This is a genomic window from Streptomyces sp. NPDC004647 (genome assembly GCF_040609575.1).
GTDB lineage: Bacteria > Actinomycetota > Actinomycetes > Streptomycetales > Streptomycetaceae > Streptomyces.
In genome coordinates this window covers 94,288-113,941 of the sequence record NZ_JBEXKU010000015.1, presented here as the reverse complement: position 1 = coordinate 113,941, position 19,654 = coordinate 94,288, and the positions used below count along the sequence as shown (strand labels likewise).

Genomic DNA, 19,654 nt, shown 5'->3' with positions numbered 1-19,654 from the left:
GGCCCGTACCGGAAGGTACGGGCCCACGCCCCTTTTCTGCTGCGCCCGCCCCTTTTCTGTTGCGCTCCCGGATCTTCAGGACCGCCGCTCGGCCGTCGGCGGGCCCTCCGCGTGCGAACCGGCCGCGGGTGACGCTGTCGCTCCGGGCTCGCCCGGCGCCTGTGGCGGATTCCGAGCGTCGGTGCCGCTGTGGACCGCGACGAACGCCGTCACCGCCGCGAGCAGCGCGGTGAGCCCCAGCACGCACCGCGTCCACAACCGCGTACGGCGCTCGCTCCCGGTCCTCACGGAAGCGGCGGGCGCGGTACGCACATGATGCGCGGCGGCCACCTCGCTGAGCATCCGGTGCAGAATCACGCCCCGCCGCGCGGGCGGGGCCGCGTCCAGCTCGGGCAGCATCTCGGCGAGGGCGGCCCGGCCGTGCGTGAGCCTGCCGGCCGTGGCCATCGTGCTCGCCTCGGACTCCGCGGCGGTCTCGGGAAGCCCGAGGCCGACACCGTCGTGGAGCAGCAGCGCACGCCGGTAGGAGTCGGGGAGCCTGAGCAGCGCGCCGACCAGCGCCCGCCCGGGCCCCGGCCCGGTGGACGACGGGCGCAGACGGACGCGGCGCAGCCGGCGCCAGGGCGAGAGCGCGTACTCGTACGCGGTCGCGCGCACCCACCCCGCCGGATCGCGGTCGACGGCCACCTCGGGCCAGTGCTGCCACGCCTGGTGGAAGGCGCGCTCGACGGCTCGCTCGGCGAGCCGTTGGTGTCCGGTGAGCAGATAGGTCTGCCGCACGAGGCCGACCGCGTATGCGGTGTAGAGGGCGTCGAAGGCTGCGGCGGGACCGCCCGCCGTGGCGACCGCTCCGCGCGAAGAGGTGCGGGGGCGGGGAGTTGCCGCCGCGGCGTCCGTGCCGACCCCGGTGCCGGGGCGATGGCCGTCCGCAGTGCGTGCAGACCTGCCTTTCGCCGGCTTCTTCCCCCTGGGCAAGCCTGCCGGGTCCAGAGTCGCGCGTACACCGTGGGGCGCGTCGGCCGGAGCGGTGCGGGTCCCGGCGCCCCTACGGTCGCGGGGTGGGAGTTGCGCCCGGGCGCGGTCCGGGTCGGCGGAGAAGACGGAGATCCCGGGAAGCCACTTTCTCGTAGTTGACGGCGCGTCACGCGGCGCTGGTGCCGCCTCGCTGCTGTCGGTACGGAGTGGGCTGCGCGTGCCGGTGCCCGTGCCGGTTCCCGGGCCACCGGTGATGTGCGAGTGCGAGTCCTGACGGCGCTGCGCGTGCTTCGGGCGGTCACGGCGCGGTGGTGTGGACCCAGCGGCCTCGGGGCCGCGCCCGGACGCGGGCTTCGGCCGGATCGGCAGAGGAGTGGAGGCCGGAGCGTTCTGAACGGCGTGACGGCGCGTCAATTCGTCCGCCCGCGACACACCCTCCGGTGCGCCTGCTGCCTCTGCATCGTTGCGCTTGCGCCACGTCATGCTGCCCACTCCACGCGCACGTCGGACGGGCGGCCGGAACTCGTGGTGCAGCGCAGAGCGAATAGGTGCATACCCATATATTGAGCGACACGACGGCCATTAGCTCGCTGCACGGACGAATGGTGTGTTGTTGGCAGCATGACCGCGTGACCCAATTGACCGATCACAGCGCGACGTTGTCCTCGCCCGGCCGGACACGTGCCCGGCGCGTCCCGGCCGCCACGCCGGTGGTGCTCGGCGGAGCGGTCGCGGCCGGGCTCGGGCTCGGTGCGGTGACCGTCGTGGTGCTGCTGCTCTGGATCAGCTCGCCGTATCCCGACAGCGGCCCCGGCGGAGCCCTGCATATCGCCGCTGACCTGTGGCTGCTCGCGCACGGCGCCGAACTCGTCCGTACGGAAACGCTGTCCGGGCACCCCGCCCCGGTCGGGCTGACGCCGCTGTTGCTGAGCGCGTTGCCGTTGTGGCTGCTGTACCGCGCGGGGCGGCACATGGTCGAAGCGAGGGAAGAGGACTGGGGGGACGGCGCGTGGCATGCGGACGAGCCGCCCTCCGCGTTTCCCACGATCGGGTGGTTGAGCGCCGGCTATCTCCTGGTCGGCGTGGCCGCGGTCGGCTACGCGTCCGGCGGACCGATCGACGTCGATCCGCTCAGCGCGCTGCTGCATGTGCCGATCGTCGTCGTGGGGGCGGCCTCGTACGGGGTCTGGACGGCGAGCGGACGGCCGCGCGAACCGCTGCCCGCGCTCGCGGAGCGGGCGCTGGACCGCGTTCCGGGGGGCGTGTGGGTGGTGCTCACGCGCCCCAGGCTCGTTACCGCACTCCGGGGCGCGGCCGCCGCTACGGCCGTACTGCTGGGCGGCGGCGCCCTGCTCGTCGCGGTGTCGCTGGCCTGGCACGGAGCCGCGGTGCAGCAGTCACTGGTGCAGCTCGCCCAGCCGTGGTCGGGGCGGTTCGCGGCCGGTCTGCTCGCGTTCGCGCTGGCGCCGAACGCCGCTGTCTGGGGCGCCGCGTACGGTCTCGGGCCCGGCTTCACGCTGGGAGCGGGCAGCGTGGTGGGGTCATGGGGTGCGTCGACGTACCCGGAGCTGCCGTACTTCCCGCTGCTCGCGGCGGTGCCGGGCCCGGGGTCCGGCGGGCCGCTGACCTGGACGGCGGTGCTGGTGCCGGTCGCGGCCGGTCTGACCGTGGGGTACGTCACGGCCCGAGCGGCCGTCGTATGGCGCGGCGCCGCGGCCTCGCTCCAGGGGTGGCGGGAGACCGCGCTGACGGCGGGCCTCGCGAGTCTCGGCTGCGCGGTGGCGATGGCGCTGCTCGCAGGTCTCGCGGGCGGTCCGCTCGGGGCGGAGGCGCTCGAGGACTTCGGCCCGGACCGGTGGCTGACGGCCGCGGCGGCACTCGGCTGGACGGCGCTGGTGGGGGTGCCTGGGGCGCTGGGGCTCCGGTGGTGGTGGACGCGCGGCACGGAGGAAGGACAGGGGGGAGCCGGGAGTACGACCGTGGTGCTGACGGCACAGCGGACCACCACGGAGACGGTTCGTGCGGTGACGGCTCCGCCCCGGCCACCTGGCGGCGCCGGCGCACCACCGGGGCTGCCCTCGTACGGACGCCTGCCCGACGCCCGGCGCGCCGCCCCGGACGAGGACCGCTCCCGCTAGGCGCTGTCTGCCACATCCCGCCTGACCGTGGCGCCCTGGCACGCACTCCCCCACCCGGCGGGACCTGCCCCCAGCTGCGCATTGTCGGAACGTCCGAGCCGCCCACTACACGGACGCTTCTTCCGCCGTGCAACTGCACGCAGCGGACACCACTGGCCCGGCCATGCGGCGGACGGCGCTATGTGTCGGACACGGCCCAGGGTGGCGCTCCCTGCACGGCGCCCGTCGTCCCGGCCGTCCCCGGCCCGGCTACCGGCCAGGGCGCCCGGCTTCCCGTATCAGTCCTGTGTGCTCAGCAGGGGGCGGAGCTGCTTGGGGAGGAGGTCCTCGCAGGACTGCTTGGAGGCCTGGGTGAGGGCGTCGTCGACGCACGTGTAGTAGTCGCGGTAGACGATCTGCAGGGAAAAGGTCGCCGCCACGATCGCCAGGGCGAGGCAGCCCGTGACCAGGCCGCTGACCGCCGCCGTCGTCTGCGGCTTGGCGTTCGCGCCGGGACCGGAGCCGGGGGCGGAACCGCTACCCGCTCCGGGGCTCGTGTCCGTGCCGGCTGTCGACCCCGTCCGGATGGCATCCGCGCCCGCGTCCGCCGAACCCGCGCTCATACGGACCGGCTTGCCGCGCAGCGAACTGATCCCCCAGTACACCGCCAGCGCACCCAGCAGCAGCGCGATCTCCGGCAGGCTGAACAGGGCGAAGAAGAAGCCCCACATGCCCGAGAGCAGCGCAAAGCGGGCCCGGCGCTGGAGGGGATCCGTCGGGTCCCAGCGCAGGCCGCCGGGACCGGGGCCGCCGCCCGGGCCGCCGTTCTTACCGTTGCCGCCGTTCTGCTGCTGCTCGGAACCGGAACCGGAACCCGAGCCGAAGCCGCCGCTCTGCCGGCCCGGCTGGCGACTGCTCCACTGGCTGCCCCAGTGCGGCTGCCGACTGCGGCCGTCGTCCCCCTGCTCGCGGTCGCCGTCCTCCCCGCTCCCGGACTCGCCGCCGCCTCCGGACTCGCCACCCTCCGGGCCACGCGGCCGCCAGGGCTGGTCCGGCTGTCCCTCCGGCGGTGGGGCGAAGGGGTTGTCCTCCCCTTCGGGGGAGGGCGAAGCCGACGGCGACCGGCGCTCGCGCAGCAGCGCCACGGGCGTCGCGAACGGCTCCGGCGGCATCAGCGCAAGCGTCCCCGGCAGCGCCGCAGGATCGCTGGACGGTGCCGTGGGCAGCATGAGGCAGAGAGCCGCGCGGCGGCGTCGGTCCGGCATCTGGAGTGAGTCTTCCCCTTGTGTCGTCGTCCTCCCCGTCGGGCCCGTGCCGCCTGGGCCGGGCACTGGGAGGGACGGTTCCGTGTCTCAGACGCTACCCCCCGCGCGTGCCCCCGTCCCGTGGGGGCCGCTCGGTGTGCCGGTATCGTTGCTGACGGTCTGCGCCTTCGTAGGGTCTTCCGGTTCCTGGGATTCCCCTCGCTCGTACGACTCTACGACCGGACCGATCACAGGGTCCGTGCGAAAAGCCCGTGAGAGAGAGCCCCGCTGTGTCCTCGTCCCGCCTGCATGCCCGTCCGCATGCCAGACCGGCGCGCCTGGTCGTGCTGGTCTCCGGCTCCGGTACGAACCTCCAGGCCCTGCTCGACGCGATCGCCGCCGACCCGGAGGGCTACGGCGCCGAGGTCGTGGCCGTCGGTGCCGACCGGGACGGCATCGCGGGTCTGGAGCGCGCCGAGCGCGCCGGAATCCCCACCTTCGTGTGCCGGGTGAAGGATCATCCGGCCCGCGAGGAGTGGGACCAGGCCCTGGCCGACGCCACAGCCGCGTACGAGCCGGACCTGGTCGTCTCGGCCGGCTTCATGAAGATCGTGGGGAAGGAATTCCTCGCCCGGTTCGGCGGCCGGTTCGTCAATACGCACCCCGCCCTGCTGCCCAGCTTCCCCGGCGCTCACGGCGTGCGCGATGCGCTCGCGTACGGCGTGAAGGTGACCGGGTGCACCGTCCACTTCGTCGACGACGGCGTCGACACCGGCCCGATCATCGCCCAGGGCGTGGTCGGCGTACGGGAAGAGGATTACGCAGACGGGGGAGCCGCTCTGCATGAGCGGATCAAGGAAGTCGAGCGCCGGCTGCTCGTCGACGTCGTCGGGCTGCTGGCCCGTAACGGCTACCGCATTGAGGGACGAAAGGTACAGATCGGTGAATGAAGAGGGGTTCGTGACCGCCGAAGGTACGAAGCGGCCCATCCGCCGCGCGTTGGTCAGCGTCTACGACAAGACGGGACTCGAGGGACTCGCCCGCGGGCTGCACGAGGCGGGCGTCGAACTGGTCTCCACCGGCTCGACCGCCGCGAGGATCGCCCAGGCCGGGGTGCCCGTCACCAGGGTCGAGGAGCTGACCGGCTTCCCCGAGTGCCTGGACGGCCGGGTCAAGACGCTCCACCCGCGCGTGCACGCGGGCATTCTGGCCGACCAGCGGCTGGAGGCCCACCGCGGGCAGCTGGAGGAACTGGGCATCGCCCCGTTCGAGTTGGTCGTGGTCAACCTCTACCCGTTCCGTGAGACGGTCGCCTCCGGCGCCTCGCCGGACGAGTGCGTCGAGCAGATCGACATCGGTGGTCCGTCGATGGTCCGCGCCGCCGCCAAGAATCACCCGTCCGTGGCCGTTGTCACCAGCCCCGAGCGGTACGCGGACGTGCTCGAGGCGGCCTGCGGGGGCGGTTTCGACCTGACCGCCCGCAAGCGGCTCGCCGCCGAGGCCTTCCAGCACACCGCGGCGTACGACGTCGCGGTGGCGTCCTGGTTCACAGGCGCCTACGCACCGGAACCTGAGTCGCCCGGTCTGCCCGAGTTCCTCGCCGGCGCCTGGGAGCGGAAGAGCGTCCTGCGCTACGGCGAGAACCCGCACCAGGCCGCCGCGCTCTACACCGACGGCACCCCCGCCGGCCTCGCCAACGCCGAGCAGCTGCACGGCAAGGAGATGTCCTTCAACAACTACATCGACACCGAGGCCGCCCGCCGCGCGGCCTTCGACCACGACGAGCCGTGTGTCGCGATCATCAAGCACGCCAACCCGTGCGGTATCGCCATCGCCGCCGATGTGGCCGAGGCGCATCGCAACGCCCACGCGTGTGACCCGCTCTCCGCCTACGGCGGTGTCATCGCCGTCAACCGCCCGGTGACGGTCGCGATGGCCGAGCAGGTCGCCGAGATCTTCACCGAGGTCATCGCCGCCCCGGCGTACGAGGACGGCGCCGTCGAGGTGCTGGCCCGCAAGAAGAACATCCGTGTGCTGCGCGTCGAGGGCACGCCCCTCCAGCCCGGCGAGCTCAAGCCGGTCTCCGGCGGCGTGCTGCTCCAGGAGACCGACGCCTTCCAGGCCGAGGGCGACGACCCGGCCAACTGGACCCTGGCGAGCGGTGAGCCGCTGGACGCGGCCGAGCTGCGCGAGCTGGCCTTCGCATGGCGCGCCTGCCGGGCCGTCAAGTCCAACGCCATCCTGCTCGCCAAGGACAGCGCCACCGTCGGCGTCGGCATGGGCCAGGTCAACCGGGTGGACTCGGCGAAGCTCGCGGTGCGGCGCGCGGGCGCCGAGCGGACCGCGGGTTCCTACGCCGCCTCCGACGCCTTCTTCCCCTTCCCCGACGGGCTCGAGGTGCTGCTCGAGGCGAGCGTCAAGGCCGTGGTCCAGCCCGGCGGTTCGGTCCGCGACGAGCAGGTGACCGAGGCCGCGCAGAAGGCGGGCGTGACGATGTACCTCACCGGCACGCGGCACTTCTTCCACTAGGCACAGCCCGGCACGTCACGGCGAAGGCCGCGCCCCGCACGCAGCGGGACGCGGCCTTCGCCGTACGCCGATGAGCCGTTCCACCGGGAAGGGACAGCGCCCCGGCCCCCACGTGCGATACGCGGGGGCCGGAGCTCCCCCGAGGTGTCCCGCCCCGTTGCCCTACATCCTCACGGCCGTCCCGCCCCGCCCGCCACCTCGCACCTCCGAGGGTCATTTCTTCCTCTCTGGCGTGTACTCCTTGAGATGGCGCGCCACCCGTTCCGCGTACGCGCGCCACTCGGCCGGTACCCCGTCCGACTCGTTGACCCGGCGGTACGAGGTCCGGTAGGCCGCCGCGATCAACACCCGGTCGTCTCCGGGCAGTTCGGAGCGCAGACGGGGCGCGATGACACACAGATAGCGGCCGACGGCCGGGATCGACACGTCCGGCGGGAACGGCGGTACCGGGTCGCCGGACTCCGGCACCTTCTCCGAAGGGAGGTAGGACTTGAGCACGCGGGGCGTCCAGCGGGCGATGCCGTACTCGTCCTTGGCGGGGTCGGAGAGGTCCGGGTCGAAGTTGCTCTCGGCCTTGAGGAGCGCGGCGACGAGCGCCGGGGTCACTTCCTCCTCGGTGCAGTTGTGAGCGGCGTCGACGATGAGCTTGCGGTACGCGACCGGCACGCCCGCGTCCGTACGCAGCTCGTCCCTGCCATAGGTGGCGGCCGTGACCTTCTCGCCCGCGCTGCCGTCGGCACCCCCCGGGGCGCCCTCGTCGCCGCCGAGCACCCCCAGGCTGTAACCGAGGGCCGCGACCGCGGCGGTGACAGCGGCCGCGGTGACGACGGCGGTCGTGACGAGGACCGGGCCGCGCGACCGCCGGGCAAGCCGCCGCGACACCCGGGACAGCCGCCGGGGCAGCCGTGGCGACCGTCCGACACCCGCCAGGCCCTCGACGCGCCGCAGCAGGGACAGGGCGCTGTGGGTCGCGCGCTCCTCGTGCGTACGGGCCAGGCAGTCGCGGACGACCTGCTGCCAGCCCTCCGGGAGGTCCGGGGAGAGCCGCAGTTCCTCGGCGCCGCGCGCGTAGCGCACGGTCGCTTCCCGCCGGGCGGCCACCGTGGCCCCGGGGATCGGAAGCGTCCCCGCCAGCACGAGATGGGCGACCACCCCGAACGCCCAGATGTCCGCGGTCGTACGGATCTGCTGGCCGCGCTCGCCGATGTCCGACCACAGCAGCTCGGGCGGGGTGTAGTCCGGGGTGGAGAAGGCGGGGGAGTACGCGTGGGTGCCCTCCAGCTCGGCCGCGAGGTTGAAATCGCCCAGCCGCACCGACCCTCCGCCGGAATCCGTCACGGTGGGGGCATCCCCGGCGGCGGCCGGTGGAGTGCCATCGGGCATCAGCAGCACATTGCCCGGTTTGAGGTCGCCGTGCACCCAGCCCGCCTGGTGGAGCTGGGCCAGCCCCTCGCAGACCTGGGCGAGCAGCGCCGGGCCGCCGGGCAGCGGACCGCCGCCGGACCGTGCCAGGAGCGCGTCCAGGGACTCCTCTGCCCGTTCGAGGACGAGCACGGTCGCCCCGTCGAGCTCCGGGCGCTGCGCGTCGTCGACGGTCAGCGCCTCGTACATCCGGATCAGCCGCGGACGGCGCAGCCTGCGGTGCAGGTCGAGCTCGCGGTGCGCCAGCTCCTCCAGGTGCCGCAGCCGGCGGGGCGTACGGGTGCCGGTGGGCAGGAACTTGAGCGCCGCGGACTCGGGCAGGTCGGGCGGGGCGTCGGGGGCCGGTCGGCCGCTGCGCCGGGCCGCGTAGACACTCCCGAAGGCGCCGGATGCCAGCGGTTCGCGTACCTCCCAGCAGCCGACGCGGTAGCCCTTGGGCACCCGTACGGCGAACGTTCCGCCGCTGTCCCCGCCTCCGGCCCCGTCGCCGGTTCTGCTCCCTCTCACCGCGGCTGTCTCTCCACCACGTGGAGTTCCTCCTCCCGTACGAGGTCGAAGCGGAGCGCGAGGGAGACCAGGGACTCCTTCTTGCCGTTCAACCGGGGCCCGGGGAGCGAGGATTCGGCGGGCGGCTTCAGGCGCAGTTTGACGGCGAGGTAGTCGATGTTCCACTGCACGGTGGTCCGGTTCACGGCCGGCCAGACCGGCTTGAGGCGCTCCACGACCTGCTCGACGGTCGGCAGCGGGGCATGCGGTTCGCCGCGCAGCCGGGGCTCGCACAGCGCGGCGAGCACCAGGAAGTAGCGCTTGGTGCGGTCCAGCGGGAAGGGCAGCGCGGTCGGTTCGCCGCCGGTGCTGCCGGTGTCCTCGAGATAGTCGTGGCGGGGTGCCCAGACCTCGAAGCCGACCAGGTCGTTCCCGGCGGGGAGCACCACCCGGGAGAACTCGAAGGGGACGGGGGCGTCGACCCGGCCCGGGCCGACCTTCATGTGCTCGCCGGCGCCCTCGGGGTTCTCCACGACGTACGTCTGGCGGCGGCTGCGGTTGGTCAGCGTCCAGAACGTGGCGCAAGCGGTGAGCTCCCCGGCCGACCGGGACACGCCCGCGTGCTCCATGACCAGATACGGGCCACTGCCGGCCGGCTGCGGGTCCGTACGTCCGAAGCGAAGAGTCTGTCCCGGCTCCAACCGGAGCTGGGTGTCCGGTCCTTGCGAGCCGTCGGGCACCACGATGACGCTGAACACGTACGTTCCTCCCCGTCGAGGATCGGCGGTGTTCAGGCTACTGAGGCCCGATTCGGGGCCGCAACGCGGCGCGATGGCGGCCACTCCACCGGGTGGCGCGGAAGCCGCCGTCGCGCCGTGCGACCGGTCCCTGCCGGAACGTGGAAAGGCCGCGCCCCCACAGGGTTCTGTGGGAACGCGGCCTTCGGCAGGTGAACGGCCTGCGCGTCACTGAGACTTGATGACCACCGAACCGATGACCTTGTCGGCAAAGGTCTGCTTCTTCGCGTCCCAGATCGGCCACAGCCAGCCCAGGTAGATCGCGATGCTGTCCAGGAAGTGGGCCAGCCGGCGGACGAAGGCCATGCCGACGCCGAGCGGTTGGCCGTCGATCTCGCGGAGCAGCCGGATGCCGAGCGCCTTCTTGCCGATGGTCTGGCCGGTGCGTCCCTCCTGGACGAGCTGCCAGATCGCCGCGCCGAGCAGCGCGGCAAAAGCGAGCAGCAGGAAAACCACGCTCCCGCCCGAGCTGTCGCTGTCGGCCATGGAGGCCCCGATGCCGCCGAGGATGGCGTACGGCACCAAGATGATGACGGCGTCGAGCAGAGTCGCGGCGACACGCGACCACCAGCCGGCGTATCCGGCCATCGGAGCGGGCGCGGGGTAGCCGCCTCCGTAGCCGGGCTGCTGCGGGTAGCCGCCGTACTGCGGCTGGGGCTGCTGCGGGTAGCCGTACTGCTGCGGGACCTGGGGCGGGGCCTGCGGCGGGGCCTGTTGCGGGTAGCCGTACTGCGGCTGGCCCGGGGCCGGCTGGCCGTACGGCTGGCCCGGGGCCGGCTGGCCGTACGGGTTGTTCGGGTCCGAATAGCTCACTCTGTGTTCCTCCGGGTCTTCGGGAAGACGTGTGGCGGACGGAGGTACGGAGCTGAGCGGCACCCCCCCCTGCTGGCCGCAACACATTCCGGCCATCGTCGTGGGATTGGCGTGCTCCTGTCCAGCCGAGACTCATAAACGTGGCGAATCGGAAACCTGGGCCCGGCCTCACGCCCTGATTGGAATCGACCTCGCCCCATCCGGGAGGATGGGGTTCATGACCGCCCAGATTCTCGATGGCAAGGCCACCGCGTCCGCGATCAAGTCCGAGCTCACCGCCCGAGTGGAGGCGCTCAAGGCCCGGGGCGTCACGCCCGGCCTCGGGACCCTGCTGGTCGGCGACGACCCGGGCAGCAGGTGGTACGTCGCGGGCAAGCACCGCGACTGCGCGCAGGTGGGGATCGCCTCCATCCAGCGTGAACTGCCCGACACCGCCACTCAGGGGGAGATCGAGGCGGTCGTACGGGAGCTCAACGAGGACCCGGCCTGCACGGGCTACATCGTCCAACTGCCGCTTCCCAAGGGCATCGACACCAACCGGGTGCTGGAGCTCATCGACCCGGACAAGGACGCCGACGGCCTGCACCCGATGAGCCTCGGCCGGCTCGTCCTCAACGAGACCGGGCCGCTGCCCTGCACCCCGAACGGCATCCTCCAGCTGCTGCGGCGCCATGGAGTGGAGATCAACGGCGCGCATGTCGTCGTCGTCGGCCGCGGCGTCACCGTGGGCCGCTCGATCGGCCTGCTGCTGACCCGTAAGTCCGAGAACGCGACCGTGACCCTGTGTCACACCGGCACCCGTGACCTGGGCGCGCAGCTGCGGCAGGCGGACATCGTCGTCGCGGCCGCCGGCTCGCCGCACATCGTGAAGCCGGAGGATGTGAAGCCCGGCGCGGCCGTGCTGGACGTGGGCGTGAGCCGGGACGAACACGGCAAGATCGTGGGCGATGTGCACCCGGGTGTGGCCGAGGTCGCATCCTGGATCTCCCCGAACCCCGGCGGCGTCGGCCCGATGACCAGGGCGCTGCTGCTGCAGAACGTCGTGGAGGCCGCCGAACGCCACGTAGGCGCGGCGGGCTGACCGGGAAGGGCGTGGCAGCCATGGAAGACACCGGTCCGGACGAGGCATTCCGACCCGCTGCACTCGCGGGCAGCAACGGGACCAACGGGGTCGACGCGGCCGCGGGGGCCAACGGCGCCGCGCGGGCCAAGGGGACCGCTGACGTGAACGGGGCCGCTGACGCGAGTGGGACCAACGGGACCGGAGCCAAGGGGCCTGGGACCGCAAACGGCGGCGGGGCCGCCGAAGAGAACGGCGCCAAGGGGTCCGCTGGGCAGACCGGGACCGCTGGGCAGAACGGGACGGCGGGGCAGAACGGAGCCGCTGGAGCCGCCGAAGCCGGCGGAGCGTCGGCGGACACGGGAGCCGACGAGACCGCCGGGGACGCGGACACCTCCGCCGCGGGTTCCGTCCACGGGACCGGGCAGCCGGGCCGCAGCCGCCGGTTCCCCCGGCTCACTCGCGACACCGCGCGGCCCGAAGGCGGGGGCCGGGCGGCATCGGGCGGCGCCCCCGCGCCGGCCCGGCAGTGGCCGCTGCTGACGGTCCTCGGCGGGACCGCGGTCGGGCTGATGGTCGTCGCCGCCGACGCAGGCCGGATCGGCGCGATCATCATCGGTCTGGCCATGATCGCCGGTGCGGTGCTGCGCCGTGTGCTGCCGTCGGTCGGCATGCTGGCCGTACGGTCCCGGTTCACGGACATGGCCACCTACGGCGGCCTGGGCTTTGTGATCTTGCTGCTCGCGCTGATGGCGCAGCCCGACCCGTGGCTGGAGATCCCCTGGCTGGAGAGCTTGGTCCGCTTCACGGTCCGCTGAGCCGGAGTCCGGAGGTGTGACGAAGCGCGAGGGTCTCGCGGGCAGCTGTCGGCGTATCCTGGGGGCCCAGTATCTTGATAGCGAGATATTCCAGTCGCGCGAGAGGGACGAAGCACTCCGATGGCCAAGATCAAGGTAGCCAACCCCGTCGTCGAGCTCGACGGCGACGAGATGACCCGCATCATCTGGCAGTTCATCAAGGACAAGCTGATCCTGCCGTACCTGGATGTGGAGCTGAAGTACTTCGACCTGGGCATCGAGCACCGTGACGCCACGAACGACCAGGTCACCGTGGACGCGGCGAACGCGATCAAGCAGCACGGCGTCGGTGTGAAGTGTGCCACCATCACGCCGGACGAGGCCCGCGTCGAGGAGTTCGGCCTCAAGGCCATGTACCGCTCGCCGAACGGCACCATCCGCAACATCCTCGGTGGCGTGATCTTCCGCGAGCCGATCATCATGGAGAACGTGCCGCGGCTCGTCCCGGGCTGGACCAAGCCGATCGTCGTCGGCCGTCACGCCTTCGGTGACCAGTACCGCGCCACCGACCTCAAGGTCCCGGGCGAGGGCACCCTCACCATGACCTTCACCCCGAAGGACGGCTCCGAGCCGGTCGAGCTCGAGGTGTACGAGTTCCCGGGTGCCGGTGTCGCGCTGTCCATGTACAACCTGGACGAGTCGATCCGCGACTTCGCGCGGGCCTCCTTCCGTTACGGCCTGGCCCGTAACTTCCCGGTCTACATGTCCACGAAGAACACGATCCTCAAGAAGTACGACGGTCGCTTCAAGGACATCTTCCAGGAGATCTTCGACGCCGAGTTCAAGGCCGACTTCGACGCCAAGGGCCTGACCTACGAGCACCGCCTCATCGACGACATGGTCGCCGCGGCGCTCAAGTGGGAGGGCGGCTACGTCTGGGCCTGCAAGAACTACGACGGCGACGTCCAGTCCGACATCGTCGCGCAGGGCTTCGGCTCGCTCGGCCTGATGACCTCCGTGCTGATGTCCCCCGACGGCAAGACCGTCGAGGCCGAGGCCGCGCACGGCACCGTCACCCGTCACTACCGCCAGCACCAGCAGGGCAAGGCGACCTCGACGAACCCGATCGCGTCGATCTTCGCCTGGACCCGTGGCCTGGCCCACCGCGGCAAGCTGGACGGCACTCCCGAGGTCACCAAGTTCGCGGAGACCCTGGAGCAGGTCTGCATCGAGACCGTCGAGGGCGGCCAGATGACCAAGGACCTCGCGCTGCTGATCTCCAAGGACCAGCCGTTCCTGACCACGGAGCAGTTCCTGGACGCGCTGGACACCAACCTGCAGAAGAAGATGGCTGCCGCGTAGTCGGCCGCGCCTGAGCTCTGCACGACGGCGGCCCGTCCTCTCCTGGCGAGAGAACGGGCCGCCGCTGCGTTGAGCTTGCCGCTTGCCGCTGTGGCACCGGTCCCGCGGTCAAGGCTGCCGGCGCTGTGGGAGCCGGCCGACCGCCCCGGCACCCGCTGCGCGGAGGTAACCATTCCGACGCTGCGTTGCGACGGCGCGACAGTGGGTGCGCGATCGCCGCACACATCACCCCGAAGGCACCCCCGAGGCACCCGGTGGCAACCGGAGGGCCGAGTACCAGTGCGACAATGTGGGGGACCAGGGGGCGCACGCGGGCGCGCAGTTGAGGCGCGTATGCACAGGTGTGCCCCCAGTATGGGAACTGACATCCTCGGTGCGGGCATCCCATTGGGTAGTTCCGGACAGGGCCTGGGGGAGGGCCCGTGGCGCCGGGGACGTTGCACGACCGGGGGGGAACAGGGGGAGGCACATGCCTCGTTGGAGGGCGCTGCCGGACGAACTCGACCCGCAAGTGCGGGAGTTCGCCAGTCAGCTCCGCAGGCTCGTCGACCGCAGCGGCCTGAGCGTCGCCGCCGTCGCGGACCGCACCGGCTACAGCAAGACGTCATGGGAGCGCTATCTCAACGGAAGGCTGCTGCCACCGCAGGGTGCCGTCGTGGCCCTCGCCGAGGTCACCGGCGCGAACGCCGGACATCTGACCACGATGTGGGAGCTGGCGGAACGAGCGTGGAGCCGGTCCGAGATGCGGCACGACCACACGATGGAGGCGATACGGGTCGCGCAGGCACGGGCGGCCCTGGGGGAGTTCGGGCCGCCGCCCGCTAAGGCCGGGAAGCGTGACAAGGCGCGCCCGGAGTCCATACCCCGGGCGGGCTCGGAGCGCGCCCCGGACCGGTCCGGTCCGGCCGGTCTCCCGCCCCGTGTCCCGCCCAACTCCGAAGCCGCCGCGCCGGCCGCCCACCTCGACGCCGGCTACCCGGCCGACGCCGCCGGGCCCATCGGCCGGGACGAGGCCGCCGGCCCTCACGCCGCCGATCACCCCGGCCGGCCCCAACGCCCGGGCCGGGGCGAGCAGTCGCAGCGCCGCCGGGTGACGATGTTCCTCACCGGAGTCGTGGGCGCGCTGCTCGTCATCGCCGCCGCCGTGCTCCTGCTCGGCCTCGGCAAGGACGACGGCGCCGAGGCCGCCAAGGCTCCGCCCACACCGGCCGCGTCCAAGGGCCCCGATCTGCCGGCCGGAGTGAAGTGCACCGGCGACGACTGCACCGGAAAGGACCCGGAGAACATGGGCTGCGGCGGCCAGTACGCCGAGACCGTGTCCGAAGCGACCGTCGGAGGCGCGTTCATCGAGGTCCGCTACAGCAAGGTGTGCGGCGCGGCCTGGGCCCGTATCACCGAAGCGGCCCCCGGTGACTCGGTCCGTATCACCGCCGCGAAGGAGACCGAGAGCGGCACGGCGGACCAGGACAACGACGGGTATACCCAGATGGTCGCCGTGAGCGCCCCGGACCGGGTGAAGGCGTGCGCGCAGACGAAGGCGGGAGAGAGCGGCTGCACGGTGCCCGGCGGGAACTAGGACATCTGTCCGACGCATGGCGCCGTCCGCCGCAAGGCGGGGGCCGTGGGCCGGGGTACCCGGTACGTGCAGCTGCTGCCGCGCAGTGGGCTGCTCGGACGGTTCGACAACGCAGGGGGCTCTCCCCCAGCTACCGCTGGGGGCGCCCCCACCCCGCCGAAGGCCGGGGGCCACGCCTGGCACCGCAGGTCGGGCGGGATTTGTCGGACAGGGCATGGCGGGGCGGTCATCCGGCCGAAAAAAACTGGCATGCGTGTGCGGATCCGGGGCAGGCGAACGGCACCCCCCACGGGTGCGGTGCACCCCCTCGGCGGCCGCTCGTTCCCCCTCATCCCGCGAGCGGCCGCCACACGCGGGCAGCCCGGCGGTGAGCCGGGACACACAGGGTCGGGGGTTGGCCGAGGGCCGCGCAGGATAGCCTGACGACCGGGTCTCTTGCAGTACCCAAGAAGGCTTGTGCCGGGCAAGAGACCCCCATAATTCGGGCAGGGACACCCACCGCCAGGTAAGCCAAGCAGGAGATCGCCATGACCCGCACTCCCGTCAATGTCACCGTCACCGGCGCCGCCGGCCAGATCGGCTACGCGCTGCTCTTCCGCATCGCCTCCGGTCACCTCCTCGGCGCGGACGTGCCGGTCAAGCTGCGGCTCCTCGAGATCCCGCAGGGCCTCAAGGCCGCCGAGGGCACGGCCATGGAGCTGGACGACTGCGCCTTCCCGCTGCTCCAGGGCATCGAGATCACCGATGACCCGAACGTGGCCTTCGACGGAGCGAACGTCGCCCTGCTCGTCGGCGCCCGCCCCCGTACGAAGGGCATGGAGCGCGGCGACCTGCTCGAGGCCAACGGCGGCATCTTCAAGCCCCAGGGCAAGGCCATCAACGACCACGCCGCGGACGACATCAAGGTCCTGGTCGTCGGCAACCCGGCCAACACCAACGCGCTGATCGCCCAGGCCGCCGCCCCGGACGTACCGGCCGACCGCTTCACCGCGATGACCCGGCTGGACCACAACCGCGCGATCTCGCAGCTCTCGAAGAAGACCGGCGTCCTGGTCTCCGAGATCCGCCGCCTCACCATCTGGGGCAACCACTCGGCCACCCAGTACCCGGACATCTTCCACGCCGAGGTCGCGGGCAAGAACGCCGCCGAGGTCGTGAACGACGAGAAGTGGCTCGCCGACACCTTCATCCCGACCGTCGCCAAGCGCGGCGCGGCGATCATCGAGGCCCGCGGCGCGTCCTCGGCCGCATCCGCCGCGAACGCCGCCATCGACCACGTCCACACCTGGGTCAACGGCACCGCGGACGGCAACTGGACCTCCATGGGCATCCCGTCGGACGGCTCCTACGGTGTGCCGGAGGGCCTGATCTCCTCCTTCCCGGTCACCACCAAGGACGGCACGTACGAGATCGTCCAGGGTCTGGACATCAACGACTTCTCCCGTACCCGCATCGACGCCTCGGTGGCGGAGCTGACGGAGGAGCGCGACGCGGTCCGTGGCCTCGGCCTGATCTGAGCCCGCACGCCTCCTGTACGTCCCCGTACGGACTGAACCGCCCCCGGCAGGCTGCCTGCCGGGGGCGGTTCTCGTTCTCGGGTTGCCGGGGACCACTCGCCTGCTGTGGCGTCAGTGGATCCACACCAGGGAGGGAACGCACAATTCGCGGATGTCCGCGATCACGGTGTACTCGATGATCACGGGCTGGCCGACGACCAGAACGCTGTAGCGAATGCCGAGGTCCTCCACTGGCCGGCCGGGCGGGGGCTTGCCCGCGTCAATCGCGTTGCCTGCTTCCAGGGCGAGGCGGGTCAGGAAGTTGATGACCGCCTTCTGGAGCGATAACGGCATCACCTGGATTTCCTCAGCCGGGTCCTCTTCGCAGAAGAGTGTCCAGCCGCGTCGGTGCTCGCTCACTCTCCGACTCCCGGGCACCGCGCAGCGAGGTCCTCCAGCGACACCAGGTTGCGCCCCGCCATGACGTTGGCGTAGCGCTCTTCGCGGCCCGGGACCTGGTCGAGCAACGCCTCCATCCACCACTTGTCGAGCACGGAGTCGATCTGCTCTCCCTGTTCCGCACGCCCCAACTCGCGGTAGAAGGCCATGCGCTGGGCGCCGCTCAGGCTTTCTCCGATGGCGTCAGGGGTGCGTGGGATCGCCTTCACCCGCCGATCGTGGTCGAGGTGTGCGGGCTGCGCACTCATGCGTCTCCTCCTGGGCTCACGGTCATGGTTACGGTACTCCGCCGAGGTGACAGTGCTTGTCGCATCGGCGGAAGAATCAGGCGGGCGTCGAGTGGATGTTCCGCTCACGCCGATCCTGGACGGTGCCTGCGACGGTTTCGATCCGCCGATGGCGGGCTGCGTACTCGCGCAGAGCGGTGTTGACGGCGTCTTTCTTGGTGGTGACCCCGGCCAGTCGCATCGTCGCAGCCAGGGCCTCGTCATCCAGATCCAATGTCGTCCGGCTCATTCTGGCTCCCTATAGGGAGTCAGCAGTTCTCACAAACGGCATACGCATTCCTTGGGTGCAGCCCTGTCAGGCGACTCGGACGTCTGGCCGAGGGCCGCCTGTGTCCGGCGTGCGGCAGCCTCGGCAGAGGCCGGGGGCCGGGGACCGGAACACACGGCCGCAGCCGTCGCAGTCCTGGAACGGATCGGGAGCCCTCGCGAGGGTGACCGGCACCGGTGGTGGCGCGGTGGGCAGTACGGGCGGCAGCCACTCGGTGAGGCGGTGCGCTACGAGCTTGGCGGGCCGCCGGATGTCTCCGGCGGGGAGGGTGCCGGAGAGCGTACGGGCCACCTGCTCGGGCGGCACTCCGCGCTCCAGCCACGCGCACACGGCCGGGACCAGCCCCCGCACGTCCCGCACGGACATCACCAGCCGGGCGTCGACGCCGCGCAATCCCGCGAGAAGGTCTGCCGCGGTCTGCCGCAGCAGGGGATCGGCGACCGGCTCGGGGGGTGGCTTCGGGTGCGGCCGGCGGGGCGGGGGGATCCGGCTCGTGCGTGGGGTGTGGATCGGCGCCGCGAGGGCGGGCGGACGGCATGCGCTGCGGGCCCCGCCCAGCCGCCGGACGCGAGGTGTCCGCCGTGCCCGCGCCCCCTGGCCTGGCCGGATCGGGCCGACGCGCGGCACGTCGGATCGGACTCACACGCCCGGCCGCCGACGGTCGGGGCTCGTCACAAGCCGCCGTCCGGGCGCCGGGGTTCTCGAAGTACCTCGTACGCGTCACGATGCGCTGCCCGGAGACGCGGTGCCTGCTGCGGTCGAGGTACCCCGCGTCCTCCAACTCCCGCAGGGCGTTGGCAATCCGGGTCTCGCCCTCGGAGAAGTGGCCGGTCAGTTCCTTGATGCCGACCCGGGAACCCTCGGGCAGCGACTGGATGTGGACGGCGAGGCCGATCGCGGTGGCCGACAGCCCGGGGTGCTGGGCGAGGTGGTTGCCGACCACGGTGAACTGGGACTCGTGGTGGTGCCGGACGTGGACCACTCCGGCCGTCGGCGGCCGGGTGCGCGCGGAGGTCCGCGCGCTAAACTGCGCTGAAGTCATCGGGAAGGTGTTTCTTCCTGGTGATCAGGCCCTCGATCGGGATTGCCGTCCCGGCCGGGGGCCGACGTATGTCGGTTGTGGCGCGACCGTACCCCGCCCGCACACACAACCGCCACCTTGTCACCCGATGGTGTGAGAAGGGGTGTTGGTGGGGTTGGGTGTGGTTCTTTCCCAGGTTCTTGGAGGGCGTCGGGCGCCGCCGGGACTCGGCCCACCGGGGCGCGGAAATCCCCGATCCGGCGCGCGGACATGGCTGTGGCCCCGGCTGCGAACGAACGACGAAGCGGCCACCCCCGCGCCGTAGCAAGGCCGCTTCGTCGCTCACAGCGGTGGTGTCAGACGGACGCGTGCCCGGCGGCGAAGGCGATGAACGACGACCACTGCTCGGGGGAGAAGTCCAGGACCGGCCCGGTCTTGTCCTTCGAGTCCCGTATGTGGACGGTGCCGGGGTGCGCGGCGACCTCGATGCACTCCCCGCCCCCTCCGCCGCTGTAGCTGGACTTGCGCCAGTCGTACGCGACCTCGACGCAGTCGCCTCCCCCTCCGCCGCTGTAGCTGGACTTGAACCACGCGAGCTCGTGCGACGGGCGGTTTGCTTCTTCGGCGCTCATGTCTCTCCTGTCGCCAACTGGTGGATGAACTTCAACGATTCCTCGGGCGTGAGGGCCTGACTTTGCAGGATTCCATACCGGCGGGCGATCTTGTCGGACGCGCACACGGGCCGGCCCGTGCTGTGCGAGGCATCCGCCGATGACGAAGGCGGGCGGGGACTCCGGCTGGTGAAGGAGCTGAGCACGGGATGGGGTGTGCGGGAACGCCCGCACGGCATCGGCAAGACGGTCTGGGCGCAGGTGCCGCTCCAACCCCGGATCTGACGCGTAGGGCCTCGCCGGGCGTTCGCGTTCCCGCGCCGCCGGGTGTCGC

At 72.0% G+C, this 19,654-nt stretch carries 20 protein-coding genes; 10 read left to right on the top strand and 10 right to left on the bottom strand.

The window, feature by feature from the left end; genetic code table 11:
- Positions 1-75: 75 nt before the first annotated feature.
- Positions 76-1,458 (bottom strand): hypothetical protein, encoded by a 1,383-nt coding sequence (locus ABZW18_RS09560; protein ID WP_356184467.1) that lies wholly within the window; start codon positions 1,456-1,458, stop codon positions 76-78.
- Positions 1,459-1,604: 146 nt separating this feature from the next.
- On the opposite strand from ABZW18_RS09560, the gene ABZW18_RS09555 reads away from it, so the two are divergent.
- Positions 1,605-3,113 carry a DUF6350 family protein gene (locus ABZW18_RS09555; protein ID WP_356184464.1) on the top strand — a complete coding sequence of 503 codons (1,509 nt, stop codon included), beginning with the start codon at positions 1,605-1,607 and terminating at the stop codon, positions 3,111-3,113.
- A gap of 278 nt (positions 3,114-3,391) precedes the next feature.
- Here ABZW18_RS09555 and ABZW18_RS09550 read toward each other — a convergent pair whose 3' ends face one another.
- Positions 3,392-4,357 carry a hypothetical protein gene (locus ABZW18_RS09550; protein ID WP_356184461.1) on the bottom strand — a complete coding sequence of 322 codons (966 nt, stop codon included), beginning with the start codon at positions 4,355-4,357 and terminating at the stop codon, positions 3,392-3,394.
- 284 nt (positions 4,358-4,641) lie between these two features.
- Between ABZW18_RS09550 and purN the strand changes: the two genes are divergently transcribed.
- Complete coding sequence (purN, locus tag ABZW18_RS09545; RefSeq protein WP_356184494.1) at positions 4,642-5,286, top strand: phosphoribosylglycinamide formyltransferase; 645 nt, start codon at positions 4,642-4,644, stop codon at positions 5,284-5,286.
- 10 nt (positions 5,287-5,296) lie between these two features.
- Positions 5,297-6,865, top strand: coding sequence for a bifunctional phosphoribosylaminoimidazolecarboxamide formyltransferase/IMP cyclohydrolase (gene purH, locus ABZW18_RS09540; protein WP_356184458.1), 1,569 nt, complete (start codon positions 5,297-5,299; stop codon positions 6,863-6,865).
- Positions 6,866-7,078: 213 nt separating this feature from the next.
- Here the strand turns inward: purH and ABZW18_RS09535 are convergent, their stop codons facing one another.
- The 3 genes from ABZW18_RS09535 to ABZW18_RS09525 form a co-directional block, all read right to left on the bottom strand.
- Positions 7,079-8,794: a protein kinase gene (locus tag ABZW18_RS09535; RefSeq protein WP_356184455.1), complete on the bottom strand. Its 1,716-nt coding sequence runs from the start codon at positions 8,792-8,794 to the stop codon at positions 7,079-7,081.
- Entirely contained in the window at positions 8,791-9,531 is a 741-nt protein-coding gene (locus ABZW18_RS09530; RefSeq protein WP_356184452.1) for an FHA domain-containing protein, read from the bottom strand. The genes ABZW18_RS09535 and ABZW18_RS09530 overlap by 4 nt, the downstream gene beginning before the upstream one ends.
- A gap of 207 nt (positions 9,532-9,738) precedes the next feature.
- A complete protein-coding gene (locus ABZW18_RS09525) occupies positions 9,739-10,383 on the bottom strand; it encodes an RDD family protein (RefSeq protein ID WP_356184450.1) in 645 nt (214 codons plus the stop codon).
- Positions 10,384-10,600: 217 nt separating this feature from the next.
- Between ABZW18_RS09525 and ABZW18_RS09520 the strand changes: the two genes are divergently transcribed.
- The 5 genes from ABZW18_RS09520 to ABZW18_RS09500 all read left to right on the top strand — a co-directional run bounded on the left by ABZW18_RS09520 (position 10,601) and on the right by ABZW18_RS09500 (position 16,695).
- On the top strand, positions 10,601-11,464 hold the full coding sequence (locus ABZW18_RS09520; protein ID WP_356184447.1) for a bifunctional methylenetetrahydrofolate dehydrogenase/methenyltetrahydrofolate cyclohydrolase: 864 nt from the start codon (positions 10,601-10,603) through the stop codon (positions 11,462-11,464).
- A gap of 20 nt (positions 11,465-11,484) precedes the next feature.
- On the top strand, positions 11,485-12,261 hold the full coding sequence (locus ABZW18_RS09515) for a DUF3017 domain-containing protein (RefSeq protein WP_356184444.1): 777 nt from the start codon (positions 11,485-11,487) through the stop codon (positions 12,259-12,261).
- Between the two features lie 120 nt (positions 12,262-12,381).
- Positions 12,382-13,602 (top strand): NADP-dependent isocitrate dehydrogenase, encoded by a 1,221-nt coding sequence (locus tag ABZW18_RS09510; RefSeq protein ID WP_356184442.1) that lies wholly within the window; start codon positions 12,382-12,384, stop codon positions 13,600-13,602.
- A 469-nt stretch (positions 13,603-14,071) separates the two neighbouring features.
- On the top strand, positions 14,072-15,178 hold the full coding sequence (locus tag ABZW18_RS09505) for a DUF2690 domain-containing protein (RefSeq protein WP_356184439.1): 1,107 nt from the start codon (positions 14,072-14,074) through the stop codon (positions 15,176-15,178).
- 527 nt (positions 15,179-15,705) lie between these two features.
- Positions 15,706-16,695, top strand: coding sequence for a malate dehydrogenase (locus ABZW18_RS09500; protein WP_356184436.1), 990 nt, complete (start codon positions 15,706-15,708; stop codon positions 16,693-16,695).
- 111 nt (positions 16,696-16,806) lie between these two features.
- Here ABZW18_RS09500 and ABZW18_RS09495 read toward each other — a convergent pair whose 3' ends face one another.
- The 4 genes from ABZW18_RS09495 to ABZW18_RS09480 all read right to left on the bottom strand — a co-directional run bounded on the left by ABZW18_RS09495 (position 16,807) and on the right by ABZW18_RS09480 (position 18,081).
- A complete protein-coding gene (locus ABZW18_RS09495; RefSeq protein WP_356184433.1) occupies positions 16,807-17,094 on the bottom strand; it encodes a hypothetical protein in 288 nt (95 codons plus the stop codon).
- Positions 17,091-17,381, bottom strand: a complete 291-nt coding sequence (locus ABZW18_RS09490; RefSeq protein WP_356184430.1) for a hypothetical protein — start codon at positions 17,379-17,381, stop codon at positions 17,091-17,093. Before ABZW18_RS09490 ends, ABZW18_RS09495 begins: the two co-directional genes overlap by 4 nt.
- 76 nt (positions 17,382-17,457) lie before the next feature.
- Positions 17,458-17,649 (bottom strand): type II toxin-antitoxin system VapB family antitoxin, encoded by a 192-nt coding sequence (locus ABZW18_RS09485; RefSeq protein WP_356184427.1) that lies wholly within the window; start codon positions 17,647-17,649, stop codon positions 17,458-17,460.
- Positions 17,650-17,715: 66 nt separating this feature from the next.
- A complete protein-coding gene (locus tag ABZW18_RS09480) occupies positions 17,716-18,081 on the bottom strand; it encodes a hypothetical protein (protein ID WP_356184424.1) in 366 nt (121 codons plus the stop codon).
- Positions 18,082-18,433: 352 nt separating this feature from the next.
- Between ABZW18_RS09480 and ABZW18_RS09475 the strand changes: the two genes are divergently transcribed.
- Positions 18,434-18,724, top strand: a complete 291-nt coding sequence (locus ABZW18_RS09475) for a hypothetical protein (protein ID WP_356184421.1) — start codon at positions 18,434-18,436, stop codon at positions 18,722-18,724.
- 341 nt (positions 18,725-19,065) lie between these two features.
- Here the strand turns inward: ABZW18_RS09475 and ABZW18_RS09470 are convergent, their stop codons facing one another.
- The gene (locus tag ABZW18_RS09470; protein ID WP_356184418.1) at positions 19,066-19,341 is read right to left on the bottom strand and encodes a DUF397 domain-containing protein; all 276 of its coding nucleotides are present in this window, start codon (positions 19,339-19,341) and stop codon (positions 19,066-19,068) included.
- 90 nt (positions 19,342-19,431) lie between these two features.
- Between ABZW18_RS09470 and ABZW18_RS09465 the strand changes: the two genes are divergently transcribed.
- Complete coding sequence (locus ABZW18_RS09465; protein WP_356184416.1) at positions 19,432-19,605, top strand: hypothetical protein; 174 nt, start codon at positions 19,432-19,434, stop codon at positions 19,603-19,605.
- The last annotated feature ends 49 nt before the right edge of the window (positions 19,606-19,654 follow it).